Annotated in this window: 11 protein-coding genes; 6 read left to right on the top strand and 5 right to left on the bottom strand. The window is 72.7% G+C overall.

Annotated elements, in window-relative coordinates:
- Nucleotides 1-6 precede the first annotated feature (6 nt).
- Genes HGA03_RS16440 through HGA03_RS16430 form a run of 3 tightly spaced genes read right to left on the bottom strand, consistent with a single transcriptional unit; the run spans nucleotide 7 to nucleotide 4460 of the window.
- Nucleotides 7-1986, bottom strand: a complete 1980-nt coding sequence (locus HGA03_RS16440) for an alpha-glucuronidase (RefSeq protein WP_168631385.1) — start codon at nucleotides 1984-1986, stop codon at nucleotides 7-9.
- 21 nt (nucleotides 1987-2007) lie between these two features.
- Nucleotides 2008-3447: a serine hydrolase domain-containing protein gene (locus tag HGA03_RS16435; protein WP_168631384.1), complete on the bottom strand. Its 1440-nt coding sequence runs from the start codon at nucleotides 3445-3447 to the stop codon at nucleotides 2008-2010.
- A complete protein-coding gene (locus HGA03_RS16430) occupies nucleotides 3444-4460 on the bottom strand; it encodes a LacI family DNA-binding transcriptional regulator (protein WP_168631383.1) in 1017 nt (338 codons plus the stop codon). Before HGA03_RS16430 ends, HGA03_RS16435 begins: the two co-directional genes overlap by 4 nt.
- Nucleotides 4461-4635: 175 nt before the next feature.
- Between HGA03_RS16430 and HGA03_RS16425 the strand changes: the two genes are divergently transcribed.
- The 6 genes from HGA03_RS16425 to HGA03_RS16400 all read left to right on the top strand — a co-directional run bounded on the left by HGA03_RS16425 (nucleotide 4636) and on the right by HGA03_RS16400 (nucleotide 12592).
- Nucleotides 4636-5595 (top strand): ABC transporter permease, encoded by a 960-nt coding sequence (locus HGA03_RS16425; RefSeq protein ID WP_168631382.1) that lies wholly within the window; start codon nucleotides 4636-4638, stop codon nucleotides 5593-5595.
- Nucleotides 5592-6536 carry a carbohydrate ABC transporter permease gene (locus HGA03_RS16420; RefSeq protein ID WP_203767669.1) on the top strand — a complete coding sequence of 315 codons (945 nt, stop codon included), beginning with the start codon at nucleotides 5592-5594 and terminating at the stop codon, nucleotides 6534-6536. Before HGA03_RS16425 ends, HGA03_RS16420 begins: the two co-directional genes overlap by 4 nt.
- Before the next feature lie 84 nt (nucleotides 6537-6620).
- The gene (locus HGA03_RS16415; RefSeq protein ID WP_168631381.1) at nucleotides 6621-8261 is read left to right on the top strand and encodes an ABC transporter substrate-binding protein; all 1641 of its coding nucleotides are present in this window, start codon (nucleotides 6621-6623) and stop codon (nucleotides 8259-8261) included.
- A gap of 65 nt (nucleotides 8262-8326) precedes the next feature.
- Nucleotides 8327-9847, top strand: coding sequence for a GH39 family glycosyl hydrolase (locus HGA03_RS16410; RefSeq protein WP_168631380.1), 1521 nt, complete (start codon nucleotides 8327-8329; stop codon nucleotides 9845-9847).
- Nucleotides 9844-10536 (top strand): YesL family protein, encoded by a 693-nt coding sequence (locus tag HGA03_RS16405; protein WP_168631379.1) that lies wholly within the window; start codon nucleotides 9844-9846, stop codon nucleotides 10534-10536. The genes HGA03_RS16410 and HGA03_RS16405 overlap by 4 nt, the downstream gene beginning before the upstream one ends.
- Entirely contained in the window at nucleotides 10529-12592 is a 2064-nt protein-coding gene (locus HGA03_RS16400) for a beta-galactosidase (RefSeq protein WP_168631378.1), read from the top strand. Before HGA03_RS16405 ends, HGA03_RS16400 begins: the two co-directional genes overlap by 8 nt.
- A 47-nt stretch (nucleotides 12593-12639) precedes the next feature.
- Here HGA03_RS16400 and HGA03_RS16395 read toward each other — a convergent pair whose 3' ends face one another.
- Entirely contained in the window at nucleotides 12640-14058 is a 1419-nt protein-coding gene (locus HGA03_RS16395) for a mannitol dehydrogenase family protein (RefSeq protein ID WP_203767666.1), read from the bottom strand.
- Nucleotides 14055-15488: a glucuronate isomerase gene (uxaC, locus tag HGA03_RS16390; RefSeq protein ID WP_168631377.1), complete on the bottom strand. Its 1434-nt coding sequence runs from the start codon at nucleotides 15486-15488 to the stop codon at nucleotides 14055-14057. Before uxaC ends, HGA03_RS16395 begins: the two co-directional genes overlap by 4 nt.
- Nucleotides 15489-15610 lie beyond the last annotated feature (122 nt).

Genomic DNA, 15610 nt, shown 5'->3' with positions numbered 1-15610 from the left:
CCGTGCTCAGTAGATCGGCCGCCCAGTCCGGTCCGGCACCCCGGACTTGCGCAGGAAGTAGCTGCGGATCTGGTCCCGCCACTCGATCGCGCTACGCCGCTGCTCGGCCAGCCGCTCGCGCACCCGGTGGTCCACGGCGGCGGGCAGGTCGGTGCCGACCAGGTCGCGCAGCGAGTCCCAGGCCACCTCGACCCCGTCCAACTGCTCGACCGCATCGGCCCGGGAGTCGTAGATGTGCTGGATCACGGTGCTGCCGGAGTGCAGGACGTGCTGGTAGGGCACGTGGTGGAAGAACAGCAGCAGCTCGTCCGGGCAGGTGTCCACCGACTCGTAGATCTCGCGCCAGGGTGACGGGTACTGGCCGGTGTAGCCGGTGCCGGTGCTGCGGGTGCGGTCGACACCGATCCCGTCCCGGTCGGCGAAGTGGTACGTGCCCCACGGGGTGTACTCGTAGCCGTCGACGTCCGGGTGGCCGTGGGTGCCCGGCCGGACCATGAAGCCGACGCCGAGCGGGGCGGTGTAGCCCTCGTACCGCCGCCAGGAGTCGTCCAGCATGGTGTGCAGCGCGGCGGCGATCCGGCGCAGGCCGTCGGCTCCGGCCCCGGCGAAGGTGAGCGCGATCCACTCGTCCAGGATCCGCTCGGGGGTCAGGGTGGAGTCCCAGGCCAGTCGCCCGAAGGCGTAGAGGTTGGCCTGCGCCAGCGGGTGCCCGGTCCAGAACGGGTCGTCGCCGACGTTGGACACCCCGGTGACGCCGGCGACGGTGTCCGCGACCGGGTGCGTGCCGTCCAGCGGGTGCCGCAGGTACTCCCGCCAGGCCGGCGCGAGGTAGCACAGGTGCCGCTGCTGGCCGGTGTACTCCTGGGTGACCTGCAGCTCGATGGCCAGCCGGGTATGCGGCATGGCGGCCAGCACCGAGGACAGCGGCTCGCGCACCTGGAAGTCCATCGGGCCGTGTTTGACCTGGAGCACCACGTTCTCGGCGAAGTCGCCGTCCAGCGGGGCGAAGTGGTCGTGCGCGGCGCGGGCGCGGTCGGTGCTGCGGTCCCGCCAGTCCTGCCGGTGGTCGTAGACGAAGGCCCGCCAGAGCACCGTGCCGCCGTGCGGTCGCAGCGCCGCGGCGAGCAGGTTGGCGCCGTCGGCGTGGCTGCGGCCGTAGGCGAACGGCCCGGGCTGTCCCTCCGAGTCGGCCTTGACCAGGTAGCCGCCGAAGTCGGGGATCGCGGCGTAGACCCGGTCGGTGGCCGTCCGCCACCAGTCCGCGACTGCCGGGTCGAGCGGGTCGGCGGTGTCCGCGCCACCGAGCAGGACCGGTGCGGCGAAGGACACCGACAGGAAGGTCCGGATGCCGTGGTCCCGGAACTCCGCGGCGATCCGGGCGACGTCGTCCAACCCGTCGGTCAGCAGCCGGGCCTCGCGGGCGTGCACGTTGACGTTGTTGATCGCCACCGCGTTGATCCCGGTCGCGGCGAGCAGCCGGGCGTAGTCGCGCACCCGGCCCAGGTCGGCGCGCACCTGTCCGTCGGCGTAGAAGATCGACCCGCCGGAGTAGCCGCGTTCGACCTGGCCCATCACCGGGTGCACGTCGATGTTGTCCCAGTGGTCCAGCATCCGCAGCGGCTGTCCGGGCGCGTGCACGGTGAGCGGTGGTTCATTGCCGGTCAGGGCCTGGACGGCCAGGTCGCGGGCCAGGGCGTAGACGCCGCGCAGCGCGCACGCCTCGTCGTCGCCGATCACCAGCAGTCGCTCCCCGTCCCGGACAAGCGCGTACCCACCGGCAGGGATCGGGGGGAGGCCGGGCAGCGCCGGCTCGGCGGCGGTGGCGACCACCAGCGTCGCCCGGTCGAGCGGGACCTGTGGGCCCAGTTCCGCGCGGGCGGTCCGGGCGCAGGGGCCGGACCCGAGCACGGTGCACGGGCGGGTGCGCAGCGGGGCGAGTGCGGCGTCGGGCAGCCAGGCGGGATGGACGTCGTCGTCGTGGGTCATGGCTCCGGGTGGGGTCGGGGATCAGGGCGCTGCGAGGTCGGCGACCTGCGGCGGGACGAGCAGGGTGCGCAGCTCCGGGTGCCAGAGCGGCGCGGTGTGCCAGCGGGCGTCCAGGGTGCCCGCGGCGGTGCGGGTGAGCAGGACGCGGTGCGGGGAGCTGGTCAGGGCCAGGTGTGCGCGCACGGTGCCGTCCGGCAGTCGTTCGGCGCGGGCGGCGACCGGCAGCACCCCCGGTTCGCCGGGCAGCGTCAGGATGCCGGTGGACCAGCGGTCCGGGTACAGCAGCAGCGCACCGCCCGGGGTGGCGAGCAGTCGGCCGCCGTCGGTGGTGTCGGTCAGGGTCCAGCCGGTCAGGTCCGGCCCCGGGCCGCCCGCCGGGGTGAGCCGGTCGCGGGCGGTCCAGGAGTCCAGGCCGGCGACCCGCTCCCGCCACCGGGCGGTCACGGCAGGGTCGGCGGCCGGCAGCGGGTCGGCGGCGACCGACTCCACCAGGCGCCAGAGCACGTCCAGGGTGCGCTGGGTGTCGGTGGTGGCGCCCTGGTACGCGACCACCAGGCCGGTGTCCGGCAGCACCAGGGTGAACTGCCCGTAGGCGCCGTCCATCCGGAACCCGTGCCGCCCGGCCCACACGCCATAGCCGTACCCGCGCGACCAGTCCGGGATCCCCGGGTCGGGCTCATGCCCAGGATCCGCCCCGCTCTCCGCTCCCGCACTGCTCACGAACTCCCCGCCGATCACCTCCCGCACCCCGCGGGGCACCACGCCGAGAGTGCACGAATGCACGTCTCCCGGGCCGTGAGAGCTGCATTCGTGCACTCTCGGCGGGGGCACGCGGCCCGGCGGGGCATCGGGCAGCAGGGCGGTGCCGAGCCGGGCCTGGTCCTCGACCGTGAGGTGCAGGCCGGAGAAGCCCTGGTCGATGCCGTCCTGCCGGCGCCACCAGCGCGGGCCGATGCCGAGCGGGTCGAACAGCCGGGGGCGCAGGTACGCACCCGGCTGCTCCCCGCTCACCGCGGCGACCACCCGGGCCAGGGTCGCGGTGGCCGGCGAGTTGTACGCGAACCGGCTGCCGACCGGGTACGCGGGCGGTGTGGCCAGCAGCACCCGGGGATCGGTCGGCATCGCCAGGGTCTGCTCCCGGCTGTGCCCGGTGGTCATCGTCAGCAGTCGGCGCAGGGTGAGCCGGTGCGGGTTCGGCAGGTCGAGGTGCCGGTCCACCGGGTCGTCCAGGCCGATCCGGCCCTCGTCAGCGAGCAGGAGCACGGCCAGCGCGGTCACCGACTTCGACACCGAGTACACCAGGGTCGCCCGGTCGGTCCGGTAGGGCGCCCAGGCGGCCCGGGCGAGCACGGTGCCGTGCCGGGCGACCACCAGGGCGTGCGGGTCCTGGCCGTCCAGGTCGTCGATCAGGGCCAGCAGTGCCGCGGTGGGCAGCCCGTGCTCCTCCGGCGCCGGGGTCATGGTGCCGGGGGTGCGGTGGAGGCGCGGATCACCAGCTCGGTGACCAGTTCCACCCGCATCGACGGCGGTTCGCCCCCGGCGGCCAGGGTGAGCAGCATCCGGGTGGCCAGCCCGGCCATCTCACGCAGCGGCTGGTGCACGGTGGTCAGGCCGGGATCGATCCACTGGCTGATCGGCAGATCGTCGTAGCCGACGATGGACAGGTCCTCGGGCACCCGCAGTCCGAGCTGCCGGGCGGCCCGCAGCACCCCGAGTGCCTGGTAGTCGGACCCGGCGAAGATCGCGGTCGGACGGTCGGGGCGGTCCAGCAGTTCCAGGCCGTACCGGTAGCCGCTGTCGGCATCGAACCCGCCCCAGCGGATCAGCGCCGGGTCCCAGGGCACGCCGAGCTCGTCGTGGGCGCTGCGGAAGCCGTCGACCCGGGCGCGGGAGCACAGCATGTCGTCCGGCCCGGAGATCGCGGCGATCCGCCGGTGGCCGAGGCTGAGCAGGTGCCGGGTGCCGGACAGCCCGCCGTTCCAGTTGTTGGAGCCCACCGTCGGCACGCCGGCCGGCGGTTCGCCCTGGGTGTCGACCACGGCGAACGGGATGGCGCGGGAGGCGAGCTGGTGGCGCTGCTTGGCGTCCAGGTCGGACATCACCAGCAGCACGCCGAGTGGCCGGCGGGCCATCACGTCGTCGATCCACTCCTGCGGCGGCCGGTGGGACCCACCCAGCTCGGAGAGCACCACGCCGACCCGCTCCGGGCCGCAGACCTGCTCGACGCCCTTGATGATCTCCTGCGCCCAGAGGTTGTCCGCGGCGTGGAACACCAGGTCGAGCAGGCGGACACCGTTGCCGGGGCCGCGGGTGGCGACCGGCTTGCGGTAGTCGTGACGTTCCAGGGCGGCCTCGACCCGGGCACGGGTCGCCTCGGCGACGTCCGTGCGGCCGTTCAGCACCTTCGACACGGTGGGGACGGAGACGCCCACCTCGCTGGCGATGTCGGCGATCCGGGTGCGACTTCTCGGCATGGCTTCCCTTCGAAAGTGTCGCTCAGCAGCAGCCGCTGGCCACTGTAGCGCAGTCCCCAGAACCCATGGCGATCCTTGACGATCCGGGTGTCCACCCCTAGGGTCCTGAACGCCAACTATCGGAAACGATGTCGATAGTTTCGACCACGGTCTCCCACAGCGAGGTGGATGTCCCATGAGTGTGAGCACCTCCCGCCCGGCGCGACCAGCGCGCCGCCGGGCCGCCGACGGCCGGGTGCCCTGGCGGACCGCCCTGCGGCGGGACTGGCAGCTGTACTCGCTGGCCGTGCTGCCGCTGCTGTTCTTCGCGGTGTTCCGCTACGTGCCGATGCTCGGCAACGTGATCGCGTTCCGGAAGTTCCGGGCCGGCGGGAACATCTTCGGCGAGGAGTGGGTGGGCTTCCGCTATGTGGAGATGTTCCTCAACGACCCCACGTTCTGGATGGTCTTCCGCAACACCCTGGTCATCGGGGCGCTGACCCTGCTGTTCTGCTTCCCGCTGCCGATCGTCCTGGCGCTGCTGCTGAACGAGCTGCGCTCGCGGGTGTTCAAGCGGTTCGTGCAGTCGGTGTCCTACCTGCCGCACTTCCTGTCGATCGTGATCATCGCCGGGATGCTGTTCCAGCTGCTGTCGCTGGAGGGCACGGTCAACCAGATCGTCACCGCGCTCGGCGGGGATGCGGTGCCGTTCCTGCAACAACCCGAGTGGTTCCGGGCGATCTACGTGTCCTCGGAGGTCTGGCAGACCGTCGGCTGGGGCACGATCCTCTACCTGGCCGCGCTGACCACGGTGGACGAGTCGCTGTACGAGGCGGCCCGGATCGACGGTGCCAACCGGTGGAAGCAGACCTGGCACGTCACGCTGCCGGGCATCCGGCCGACGATGGTCACGCTGCTGATCCTGCAGATCGGCACCTTCATGGCGGTCGGGTTCGAGAAGATCCTGCTGCTCTACAACCCGCTGACCTACCCCACGGCCGACGTCATCTCGACCTACCTGTACCGGGTCGGCCTGGTGTCCAACAACTTCTCGTACGCGGCGGCCATCGGGCTGTTCGAGTCGATCATCGGCCTGACGTTGATCCTCTCCGCGAATGCGATCTCCAAGCGAGCGGTGGGAGCGAGCCTGTGGTGACGACGACCGAGACCACCGAGACGACCCCGGCCCCGGTGGCCACCCCTCCGGTGCGACCGGGACATTCCCTGAAGGACACCCGCGGCTACCGGGTGTTCCGGGTGTTCAACGTGATCGTGCTGCTCGGCGTGGTGGCGGCGACCCTCTACCCGTTCCTGATGATCGTCGCCCAGTCGTTCAGTTCGGACACCGCGATCCGGTCCGGGAAGGTGAACATCTGGCCGGTTGGGTTCAACCTCACCACCTACCAGCTGGTGATGGGCGACTCGATGTTCTGGACCAACTACCGGAACACCGTGGTCTACACCGTGGTGGCCACGGCGATCGCCCTGGTGCTGACCACCTGCTACGCCTACGTGATCTCCAAGCACCACCTGCGCGGGCGCAGCGTGCTGATCGGGATTGCGGTGTTCACGATGTTCTTCAACGGCGGCCTGATCCCGAACTACGTGCTGATCACCAGCCTGGGGCTGAAGAACACCATCTGGGCGATCGTGCTGCCCAATGCGATCAGCGTGTTCAACCTGCTGGTGATGAAGGCGTTCTTCGAGAATCTGCCGCCCGACCTGGAGGAAGCGGCGCAGATCGACGGGCTCGGCACCTACCGGATCCTGTGGAAGATCGTCATCCCACTGTCCAAGGCGGTGATCGCCACCATGCTGCTGTTCTACGCGGTCACCTTCTGGAACTCGTGGTTCGCGGCGTTCCTGTACATGGACCGGTCCGAGCTGTTCCCGGTGACCGTCTACCTGCGGAACCTGATCGCCGGGTCGTCCACCGCCCAGTCCACCGGGGCGGTCGGCGCCGCGGACATCGCCCAGGTGTCGTCGAACATCCAGGCCGTGACGATGCTGCTCACGGTGCTGCCGATCCTGTGCGTCTACCCCTTCGTCCAGCGCTACTTCGTCTCGGGGGTGATGCTCGGCTCCGTCAAGGGCTGACTCCCGCGCCCCCGGTTCGCCGACGACTGCGCCCCCCACCTCCTGCTCGACCGACAACGACGTTCGTCACGAAAGGAAACCCCCATGTCCCAGCGCACACGGGCGCGTGGCATCGCCGCCATCGCGGCCCTGGCCCTGGCCCTGACCGCCTGCTCCGGCGGCTCCGGCTCGGACGAGGAGTCCACCGGCCTCGACAACCGCACCGGTGCGATGGAGGACTACGCCGTCGGCGACCAGTTCACCGCCACCGAACCGCTCACCTTCTCCATCCTGTACTCCGACCACCCGAACTACCCGTCGCAGAGCGACTGGCTGCTGTGGTCCGAGATCACCGAGCGCACGAATGTGACCCTGGAACCGACGCTGGTCCCGCTGAGCGACTACGAGCAGAAGCGCAGCCTGCTGATCGGCGCCGGCGACGCCCCGTCGATCATCGCCAAGACCTACGGCGGCCAGGAGGACCCGTTCGTCGCCTCCGGCGCGATCCTGCCGGTCTCGGACTACCTCGACCTGATGCCGAACCTGCAGGCCAAGATCGAGGAGTGGGGGCTGGAGGACAACCTCGACCAGCGCCGGCAGGAGGACGGCAAGTTCTACCTGCTGCCCGGTGTGCACGAGGCGCCGTGGCAGGACTACACGATCGCGATGCGCACCGATGTGCTGGACGAGCTCGGACTGGCCACGCCGACCACCTGGGACGAGTTCCGCACCGCGCTGGAGGCGATCAAGGAGGCCCGGCCGGGCGAGTACCCGTTCTCCGACCGGTACTCCGAGACCGACCCGGGCGGCGCCCTGCTGAACGTGGCCTCCCTCGGCTTCGGCACTTCCGGCGGATGGGGCTACAACAACGAGACCTGGGACCCGGACGCCGGGGAGTTCGTGGTCACCGCCGCGATGCCGGAGTACCGGGAGATGATCGAGTACTTCCACGGCCTGGTCGCCGACGGCCTGATGGACCCGGAGAGCTTCACCCAGGACGACGACGCGGCGATCCAGAAGTTCGTCACCGGCCGCAGCGCCGCGATCAGCGCCAACGCGCAGGCGATCGTCAACGACTACGAGCCGGGCCTGAAGGAGAACGTCCCGGGGGCGACCGTGGCGAAGATCCCGGTGCCGTGCGGTGACGCCGGGTGCATGCTCAACCCGGTCTCCCAACTGGAGAACGGCCTGATGATCTCCGCCTCGGCCGCCGACTCGCCGGACTTCGTGGCGATGATGCAGTTCATCGACTGGCTGTTCTACTCGGACGAGGGCCAAGAGTTCACCAAGTGGGGCGTCGAGGGCACCACCTACGAGAAGGCCGCCGACGGCACCCGCACCCTGGCGGCGGATGTCGACTACGTCGGGATGAACCCGGACGCCCCGCTGCACCTGCAGAAGGACTTCGGCTTCTCCGGCGGCAACTTCGCCTACGGCGGCAGCACCGAGCTGCTCTGGTCGACCTTCTCCGACGCCGAGGTCGCGTTCCAGGAGTCGATCGCCGACTACGAGATGATGGAACTGGCCCCGCCGGCGCCGCTGAACGAGTCGGAGAACGAGCAGCTCGCGCTGCTGGACAGCTCGCTGAAGGACGCGGTCTTCCAGGGGTCGATCCAGTTCATCCTCGGCCAGCGTGACCTCTCCGAGTGGGATTCCTTCCTGGCCGAGGTGGAGGGCAAGGGCGCGTCCCAGTACGTCGACGTGATCAACGGCGCCCGCGAGCGCTACCAGGCCGAGAACGGCTGATCGATCACCATCCCGGTGGGCGGGCGCCGGTGCGCGCCCGCCCACCCCGGCCCCGGAGGGCAGTCATGACCCGCACACCCGTTCCCGTCGTCGTCCCCACCGCGCCCGTGGCGACGCTGTCCACCGCCTGGCGCGCCTGTGTCGGCACCGGCCGGACCCGGGAGGTGCTGCACGCCGACTACCGGGACTCCCTGGCGGTGGTGCAGGAGGAGATCGGCTTCGGGGCGACCCGGGCGCACGGGATCCTGCACGACGACATGGGCCTGGTCCGGCCCTACGACCACGGCGGACGGGCCGGGACCCGGTACGGCTTCGCCTACGTCGACCTGGTGATCGACACCTGGCTGGGCGCCGGGATGGCGCCGTTCCTGGAACTCGGGTTCATGCCGGCCGCGCTCGCCTCCGGTGACCAGACCCAGTTCTGGTGGCGCGGCAACGTGACCCCGCCGCGGGACCACGACGCCTGGGCGGACCTGGTCCGGGCACTGCTGGGCCACCTGGTGCAGCGGTACGGCATCGACCAGGTGCGCGGCTGGCCGGTCGAGGTCTGGAACGAACCGAATCTGCCGGTGTTCTGGCAGGACGCCGACGAGGACGCCTACCACCGGCTCTACGCCGTCACCGCCCGCGCCGTGAAGGACATCGACCCGCAGATCGCGGTCGGCGGGCCTGCCGTGTCGCCCGGTGCCGACGACTGGCTGCCCCGGTTCGCCGAGTACGTCGAGCGCGCCGGCGTGCCCTGCGACTTCGTCAGCAAGCACGCCTACACCTCCGGCCCGGCGCAGCACGTGCCGTTCGGGACCTACCAGACCCTGCGCCCGCCGCAGGACCTGCTGACCCAGTTCGGCACCCCGCGGAGCCTGCTGGCGGAGACCGGCCTGGCCGGCCTGCCGGTGCACATCACCGAGTTCTCCAGCTCCTACCGGCCGGACAACCCGGTCCACGACACCGCCTACCAGGCCGCCTACCTGGCCCCGGTGCTGGCCCACGGTGGCGACCTGGTCGACTCGTTCTCCTACTGGACGCTGTGCGACGTCTTCGAGGAGGAGGGCGTGCCGACCGCACCGCTGCACGGCGGCTTCGGCCTGCTCGGGCACCGCCAGCTGCGCAAGCCGGTGTTCCACCTGTACGCCTTCATGGCCCGGCTGGGCGCCGACATCCTGGCCCGGGGCGCCGACCACCTGGTCACCCGGCACCCGGACGGCCGGATCAGCGCCCTGCTCTGGCAGCCCGTCGACGGCGCCACCGTCGCCGAGGACGGCCACCGGGTGCGGCTGGACCTGCCCGGCGAGGGCGACGCGGTGGTCACCGAGCGGCACGTGGACGCGCTGCGCGGGAATGCCCGGGCCGCTTGGCAGGTGATGGGCTCGCCGCTCGCCCCGGACCACCGGGCGATGGCCGACCTGCACGACGCCGCGACCCCCGCGATCACCGTCCGCCGGGTGCCCGCGCAGGGCGGTCGCCACCGGCTGGACGTCGACCTGGGCCGGCACGGCATCGCCCTGGTGGAGGTGACCGGCGCCCCGGACCGGACCCCGCCCTGGCTGGACGAGCGCCGGCTGCTCGGCGCCGGGGAACCGCGATGAACGCCCGGACCTGGACCGACGAGGAGGTCGGCCCCGGCGTGCTGTCCCGGGCGGCGGCCGGGGTCTACCGGTGCCTGGTGCTCGAACTGCTGCTGGTGCTGACCACGCTGCCCACCGCGGCGGCCTTGGTGGTGCTGGAACGCGACCCGTCCAACCTGCCGCTGTACCTGCTGGCACTGCTGCCGGCCGGACCGGCGGTGGTCGCCGGGCTGGCCGCGGCGCGCTCCTGGGAGGTCGACCGGGATCTGTCCCCGGCCCGCGGGTTCTGGCGGGCCTATCGGCGGGATGCGCTCGGCACCCTGAGCTGGTGGGCCCCGCTGCTGCTCGTCGCCACGGTGCCGGCGCTCAACATCGCCTATGCCGACGCGGTGCCCGGCGGTGCGGCGCTGCGCCCGGTCAGCCTGGTGATCGCCGCGCTGCTGGTGGTGCTGGCCGCGCACCTGGCCGTGATCCAGGCCCGGTTCACCTTCCGGCTGCGCGACGCGGTGCGGATCGCGCTGATCGAGGTGCTGCCGCAGTGGCGGTTCAGCCTGGGCGTGCTGAGCCTGCTCCTGATCGGCGCGACCATCACCGTCCTGGCCTTCGACGTGGTGGCCGCGCTGCTCGCCTGGGCCGCCGTGCTGCTGCTGCACGCGATGGCCCGCCCCCTGGTCACCGACATCACCGAGAGGTTCACCCGACATGACTGAGGCCCGCCTGCCGCGGACCGGGACGATCGCCTTCGGCGGCGACTACAACCCGGAGCAGTGGCCGCCGGAGGTGTGGGACGCGGACTACGCCGCCTTCGACGCCGCCCGGATCACCACCGTCACGCTCGGGGTGTTCCTGTGGTCGGTCAGCCAGCCCGGCCCGGACCGCTACGACTTCACCGTGCTGGACCGGATCGTGCAGCGCGCCGAGGACGAGGGGCGGCAGATCTGCCTGGCCACCGGCACCGGGGCACTGCCGCCGTGGCTGGCGCACGACCACCCGGAGGTGACCCGGGTCGACTTCGAGGGTCGCAAGCACCGGTACGGCCAGCGGCACAACGCCTGCTGGAGCTCGCCGGTGTTCCGCCGGCTGGCCCGGGAGCTGGCCGGCCGGGTCGCCGAGCGCTACGCCGACCGGCCCGCCGTGGTCGCCTGGCACATCGGCAACGAGTACGGCGGCGACGGCGGCACCTGCTACTGCGAGCTGTGCGCCGGGGAGTTCCGCGCCTGGCTGCGCCGCCGGTACGGCACGCTGGACGCCCTCAACGACGCCTGGAACACCACCTTCTGGTCGCACCGGTTCACCGCCTGGGAGCAGATCGAACCGCCGAGTGCGCTCACCGAGCACTGGCGCGGCCCGGACCACACCGCCTTCCAGGGGATCACTCTGGACTACCGCCGGTTCAGCACCGACAACGCGATCCGGCAGTTCTGCGAGGAGAAGGCGGCGATCCGCGCGCACTCCGACCTGCCGGTGACCACCAACTTCATGGGGTTCTACCAGCCGCTGGACTACCACCGCTGGGCGCCGCACCTGGACTTCGCCTCCTGGGACAACTACCCGCCCCGCAGCGACGAACCCTGGCGCACCGCCCTGACCCACGACCTGATGCGGGGCCTGAAGGACGGCGCCCCGTTCTGGCTGATGGAGCAGACGCCGACGGTCACCGCCTCCCGCGACGTCAACCCGGTCCGCCGGCCGGGGATCATGCGGCTGTGGTCCTGGCAGGCGATCGCGCACGGCTCGGACTCGGTGCTGTTCTTCCAGCTGCGGGCCTCGCGCGGCGCCTGCGAGATGACCCACGGCGCCGTGCTGGACCACTCCGGCCGGCTGGACACCCGGGCGTTCCGGGAGGTCGCCGGACTGGGGGCCGAGTTGCAGCGGGTCGGCGACCTGCTGCTCGGCGCCCGCACCCCGGCCCGGGCCGCCCTGCTGGTCGACTGGGACTCCTGGTGGGCGATGGAACTGGCGGACGGACCGAACCGGTTGCTGCGATACCTGCCCACCGTGCTGGAGTGGGGCCGGGCGTTCTGGGAGGCCGGCGCCCAGCTGGACGTGCTGCCGGTGACCGCCGACCTGTCCGGCTACGACGTGGTCGCCGCACCGCTGCTGCACCTGATCAAGGACGACCTGCCCGACCGGCTGGCCGCGGTCGCCGCCCGCGGTGGCACCGTGCTGACCGGCTTCCTGTCCGGCCGGGTGGACGAGTACGACCGGCGGTTCCTTGCCGACGTGCCCGGACCGCTGGCCGCCCTGGCCGGGGTCCGGGTGGCCGAGACCGACGCCGCCGAGCCGGAGCTGGCCAACCCGGTGACCTTCACCGACGGCGGGCCGGTGGCGGACGCGCGCTGGGTGTTCGAGATCCTGGTGCCCGAGGGGGCCGAGGTGATCGCCCGCTACGGCGCCGACTTCTACGCCGGGGAACCCGCGGTCACCCGCCGCCGGGTGCCCGCCCCGCAGGCCGGCCCGGGCGGCGAGGGCCAGGTCTGGTACGTCGGTGCGCCGCTGGACCAGGAGGGTCTGGCGCACATCGTCCGGTCCGCGCTCGGCCGGCACGACCTGCTTGGCCCCTTCGCCGAGGTGCCCGGACTCGAACTGGCCACTCGGATCACCCCGCGCGGTGACCGGATCGACCTGGTGCTGCACCACGGCACGGCGCCGGTGACGGTGGCGGCGCACGCCGACGGGGTGGACCTGCTCACCGACCGGCGCTGGACCCGGGGGGAGGCGGTGACGCTCGCGCCGGCGGACGTGGTGGTGCTGCGGCGGGACTGAGTCCCGTGCGGTGGTCCCGGCCCCGGCCGTGGTGCGCGCCGGTCCGCTCAGGCCGCCCGGCGGTTCAGCGCTGCGGCGGCGTCCAGCACGGCGTCCACCAGCGGCTGGTGCCGTTCCCACCCCGGCACCAGCCAGGCCAGCACGGCGTGCACGGTGTCGGCGAGGGACCCGCGGGCCAGCTCGGCGACCTGGTCCGGCCGGGCGTCCGCCACCGGGGCGCCCCCACCGCGCAGGTGCAGCACCCAGCCCGCCACCGTGGTCGCGGCACCGAGCGGGACCCGGCCGGCCGCGCACTCGGCGCGCAGCACCGGCGCCACCCGCGCCGGCAGCTTCTGCGAGCCGTCCGCGGCGATCTGCGCCAGCAGGTGCTCGATCCGCGGGTTGCCGAACCGGCCCAGCAGCGCACGCCGGTAACCGGCGACCTCGTCCGGCGGCAGCGCCAGGTACCGGGCGGCCTCGGTCCACCACAGGTCGACCCGCTGCCGCAGCCGGGGGTCGGCGATCGCGTCCGCCACCGTCCGGTGCCCGGCCACGCTCCCGGCGTAGGCGAGCAGCGAGTGCGCACCGTTCAGCAGCCAGAGTTTGCGCTGTTCGAACGGCCGCACATCGCCGACCAGGTGGGCCCCGGCGTCCTCCCAGGCCGGGCGCCCGGCCGGGAACTCCCCGGCGATCACCCACTCCGCAAAGGGCTCGGTGCCCACCGGGGCGGCATCGGCCAGCCCGGTCGCCGCCTGCACCGCCACCCGGTCCGCCTCGGTGGTCGCCGGGGTGATCCGGTCGACCATCGTGGTGCCGAAGGCGATCTGCTCGGCGATCCACCCGGCCAGCTCCGGCTCGACCAGGTCGGCGAGTTCCAGCACCACCCGGCGCAGCGCGGCACCGTTCTCCGGCAGGTTGTCGCAGGGCAGCAGCGTCATCGGCCCGGCACCGGTGGCGCGGCGCGCTCGCAGCCCGGCCACCACCCGGCCGGGCGCGGTCCGCACCGGTCCGCCGCGGTCGGCGCGCAGGGCGGTCAGGTCGGCCCGGACCCCGGCGTCCTGCTGGTCCAGTCCGCCGTCGGTGCCGCGCAGATAGCCGGCCTCGGTCACGGTCAGGGTCGCCACCGCCACCGCCCGGTCCGACCAGTAGCCCAGCCAGGCGTCCTGCTCGTCCGCACCGTGCACCGCCGAGACGCTGGACACCACCCGGAACCGGTCGCAGTCCGGGGCCCGCGCCACCAGGGTGTACAGCCCGTCCTGCGGTGCCAGGGCATCGGCGGGGCCGCGGGACCGGCCGGCGAAGGCGGCGATGCCCCAGCCCGCGGCGTCCGGCGCGTTGTCGGTGTACCAGGCCTGGTGCGCCCGGAAGAAGTTGCCCAGGCCGAGGTGCACGATCCGCACCGGTGCGGTCGGGCGGCCGTGGCCCGCGGCGCGGGAGAGCCGCAACCCGGTGCGGGCGGTCGGACGGTGCGCGAGGTCGATGGTCACAGCCGGAACGCCTTTCGTGGGGTGGTGGTGACGAGGTCCTGGGCGATCTGGTGGGCCTCGTCCAACGTCAGCCGGTGGTCGGCCACCAGCCGGGCGAGGTAGGCGGCGTCGGCCCGGCGGCTGGTGTCGTGCCGGGCCGGGATGGACAGATAGGCGCGGGTGTCGTCGACGAACCCGGAGGTGCGACCGAAGCCCGCCGTCTCGGTGACGGCCGCCCGGTAGCGCTCCATCGCGTCCGGGGCGTCCAGGAACCACCACGGCGCCCCGACGTACAGCGAGGGGTAGAACCCGGCCAGCGGGGCCAGCTCCCGGGAGAACGCGGTCTCGTCCACGGTGAACACCACCAGCTGGAACCGCGGGTGGGTGCCGAAGGCGTTCAGCACCGGGTGCAGGGCCGTGGTGAACTCGGTGGTCACCGGGATGTCCGCGCCGAGGTCGGTGCCCAGGCGCTCGCGGGAGTCCCGGTGGTGGTCGCGGCAGACCCCGGGGTGCAGGGTCATCACCAACCCGTCCTCGCTCGCCATCCGGGCCATCTCGAACAGCAGGCCCCGGCGCAGCTGCACCGCCTCGTCCGGGGTGGCCCGTCCGGCCCGGGCCGCTGCGTACAGCCGCTCACCGGCCGCCGGGTCGAGGGGGGCCATCCGGGCGTCGCGGTGACCGTGATCGCTGGACACCGCCCCGTGTGCGGCGAAGTACGCCCGCCGCAGCTCCATCGCCGTCACCCAGCCCGCCAGCGTGCCCGTGTCCACCCCGGCGACCTCGCCCAGCCGGTCCACCAGCCGCGGCCACTCCGGCCGCCCGGCCTCCAGGTACCGGTCCGGGCGGAAGGTCGGCAGCACCCGGCCGGGCCAGGACGGGTCCGCGGCCAGCGCGGTGTGGTGCCGCAGGTCGTCGCAGGGGTCGTCGGTGGTCGCCAGGACCTCGATCCCGAACCGCTGGTACAGCGCCCGGGGCCGGAAGTCCGGCTCGGCGACCCGGGCGGCGATCGCGTCGTACACCAGGTCGGCGGTGTCCTCGGTGGGCATCAGGTCGGTGCCGATCACCTCGACCAGCACCTGTTCCAGCCACAGCTTCACCGGCGTGCCCCGGAACGCCGGCCAGAACCGGCACAGCAGGCGGAAGGCGGCCCGGGACTGCTCGGGCGACGGGTCGGCGACTCCGACGCCCAGGTCGGTCAGTGGCACCCCTTGGGCGTGCAACAGCCGGGTCAGGTAGTGGTCGGGGGTGATCAGCAGGGCGGTCGGGTCCGGGAACGGGGCGTCCTCGGCCAGCCACCGCGCCGGGACGTGGCCGTGCGGGGAGATGATCGGCGCCGTCCGCACCGCGTCGTACAGCTCCCGGGCGATCGACCGGGTGCCCGGGTCGGCGGGCAACAGCCGGTCCGGATGCAGCGCGATCCGGGGGGCGACGGGAGACGGCAGGGTGACCATGCGGTCATCGTTCGAGGCCGCACCGAGCGACGGCAAGCGGTTGCCATCTGTTGCCCCGCGGTGGCCGTCGCCGTCGCCGTCCCGGCGGGACGGCCGCGCCGGGGTCGACCGCCGTGCGGCCG

The sequence above is a fragment of the Cellulomonas denverensis genome, from assembly GCF_012396125.1.
Taxonomy (GTDB): Bacteria; Actinomycetota; Actinomycetes; order Actinomycetales; family Cellulomonadaceae; genus Cellulomonas; species Cellulomonas denverensis.
Note: the sequence above shows the minus strand (reverse complement) of the source record. Positions and strands in the feature narration are given on the sequence as shown.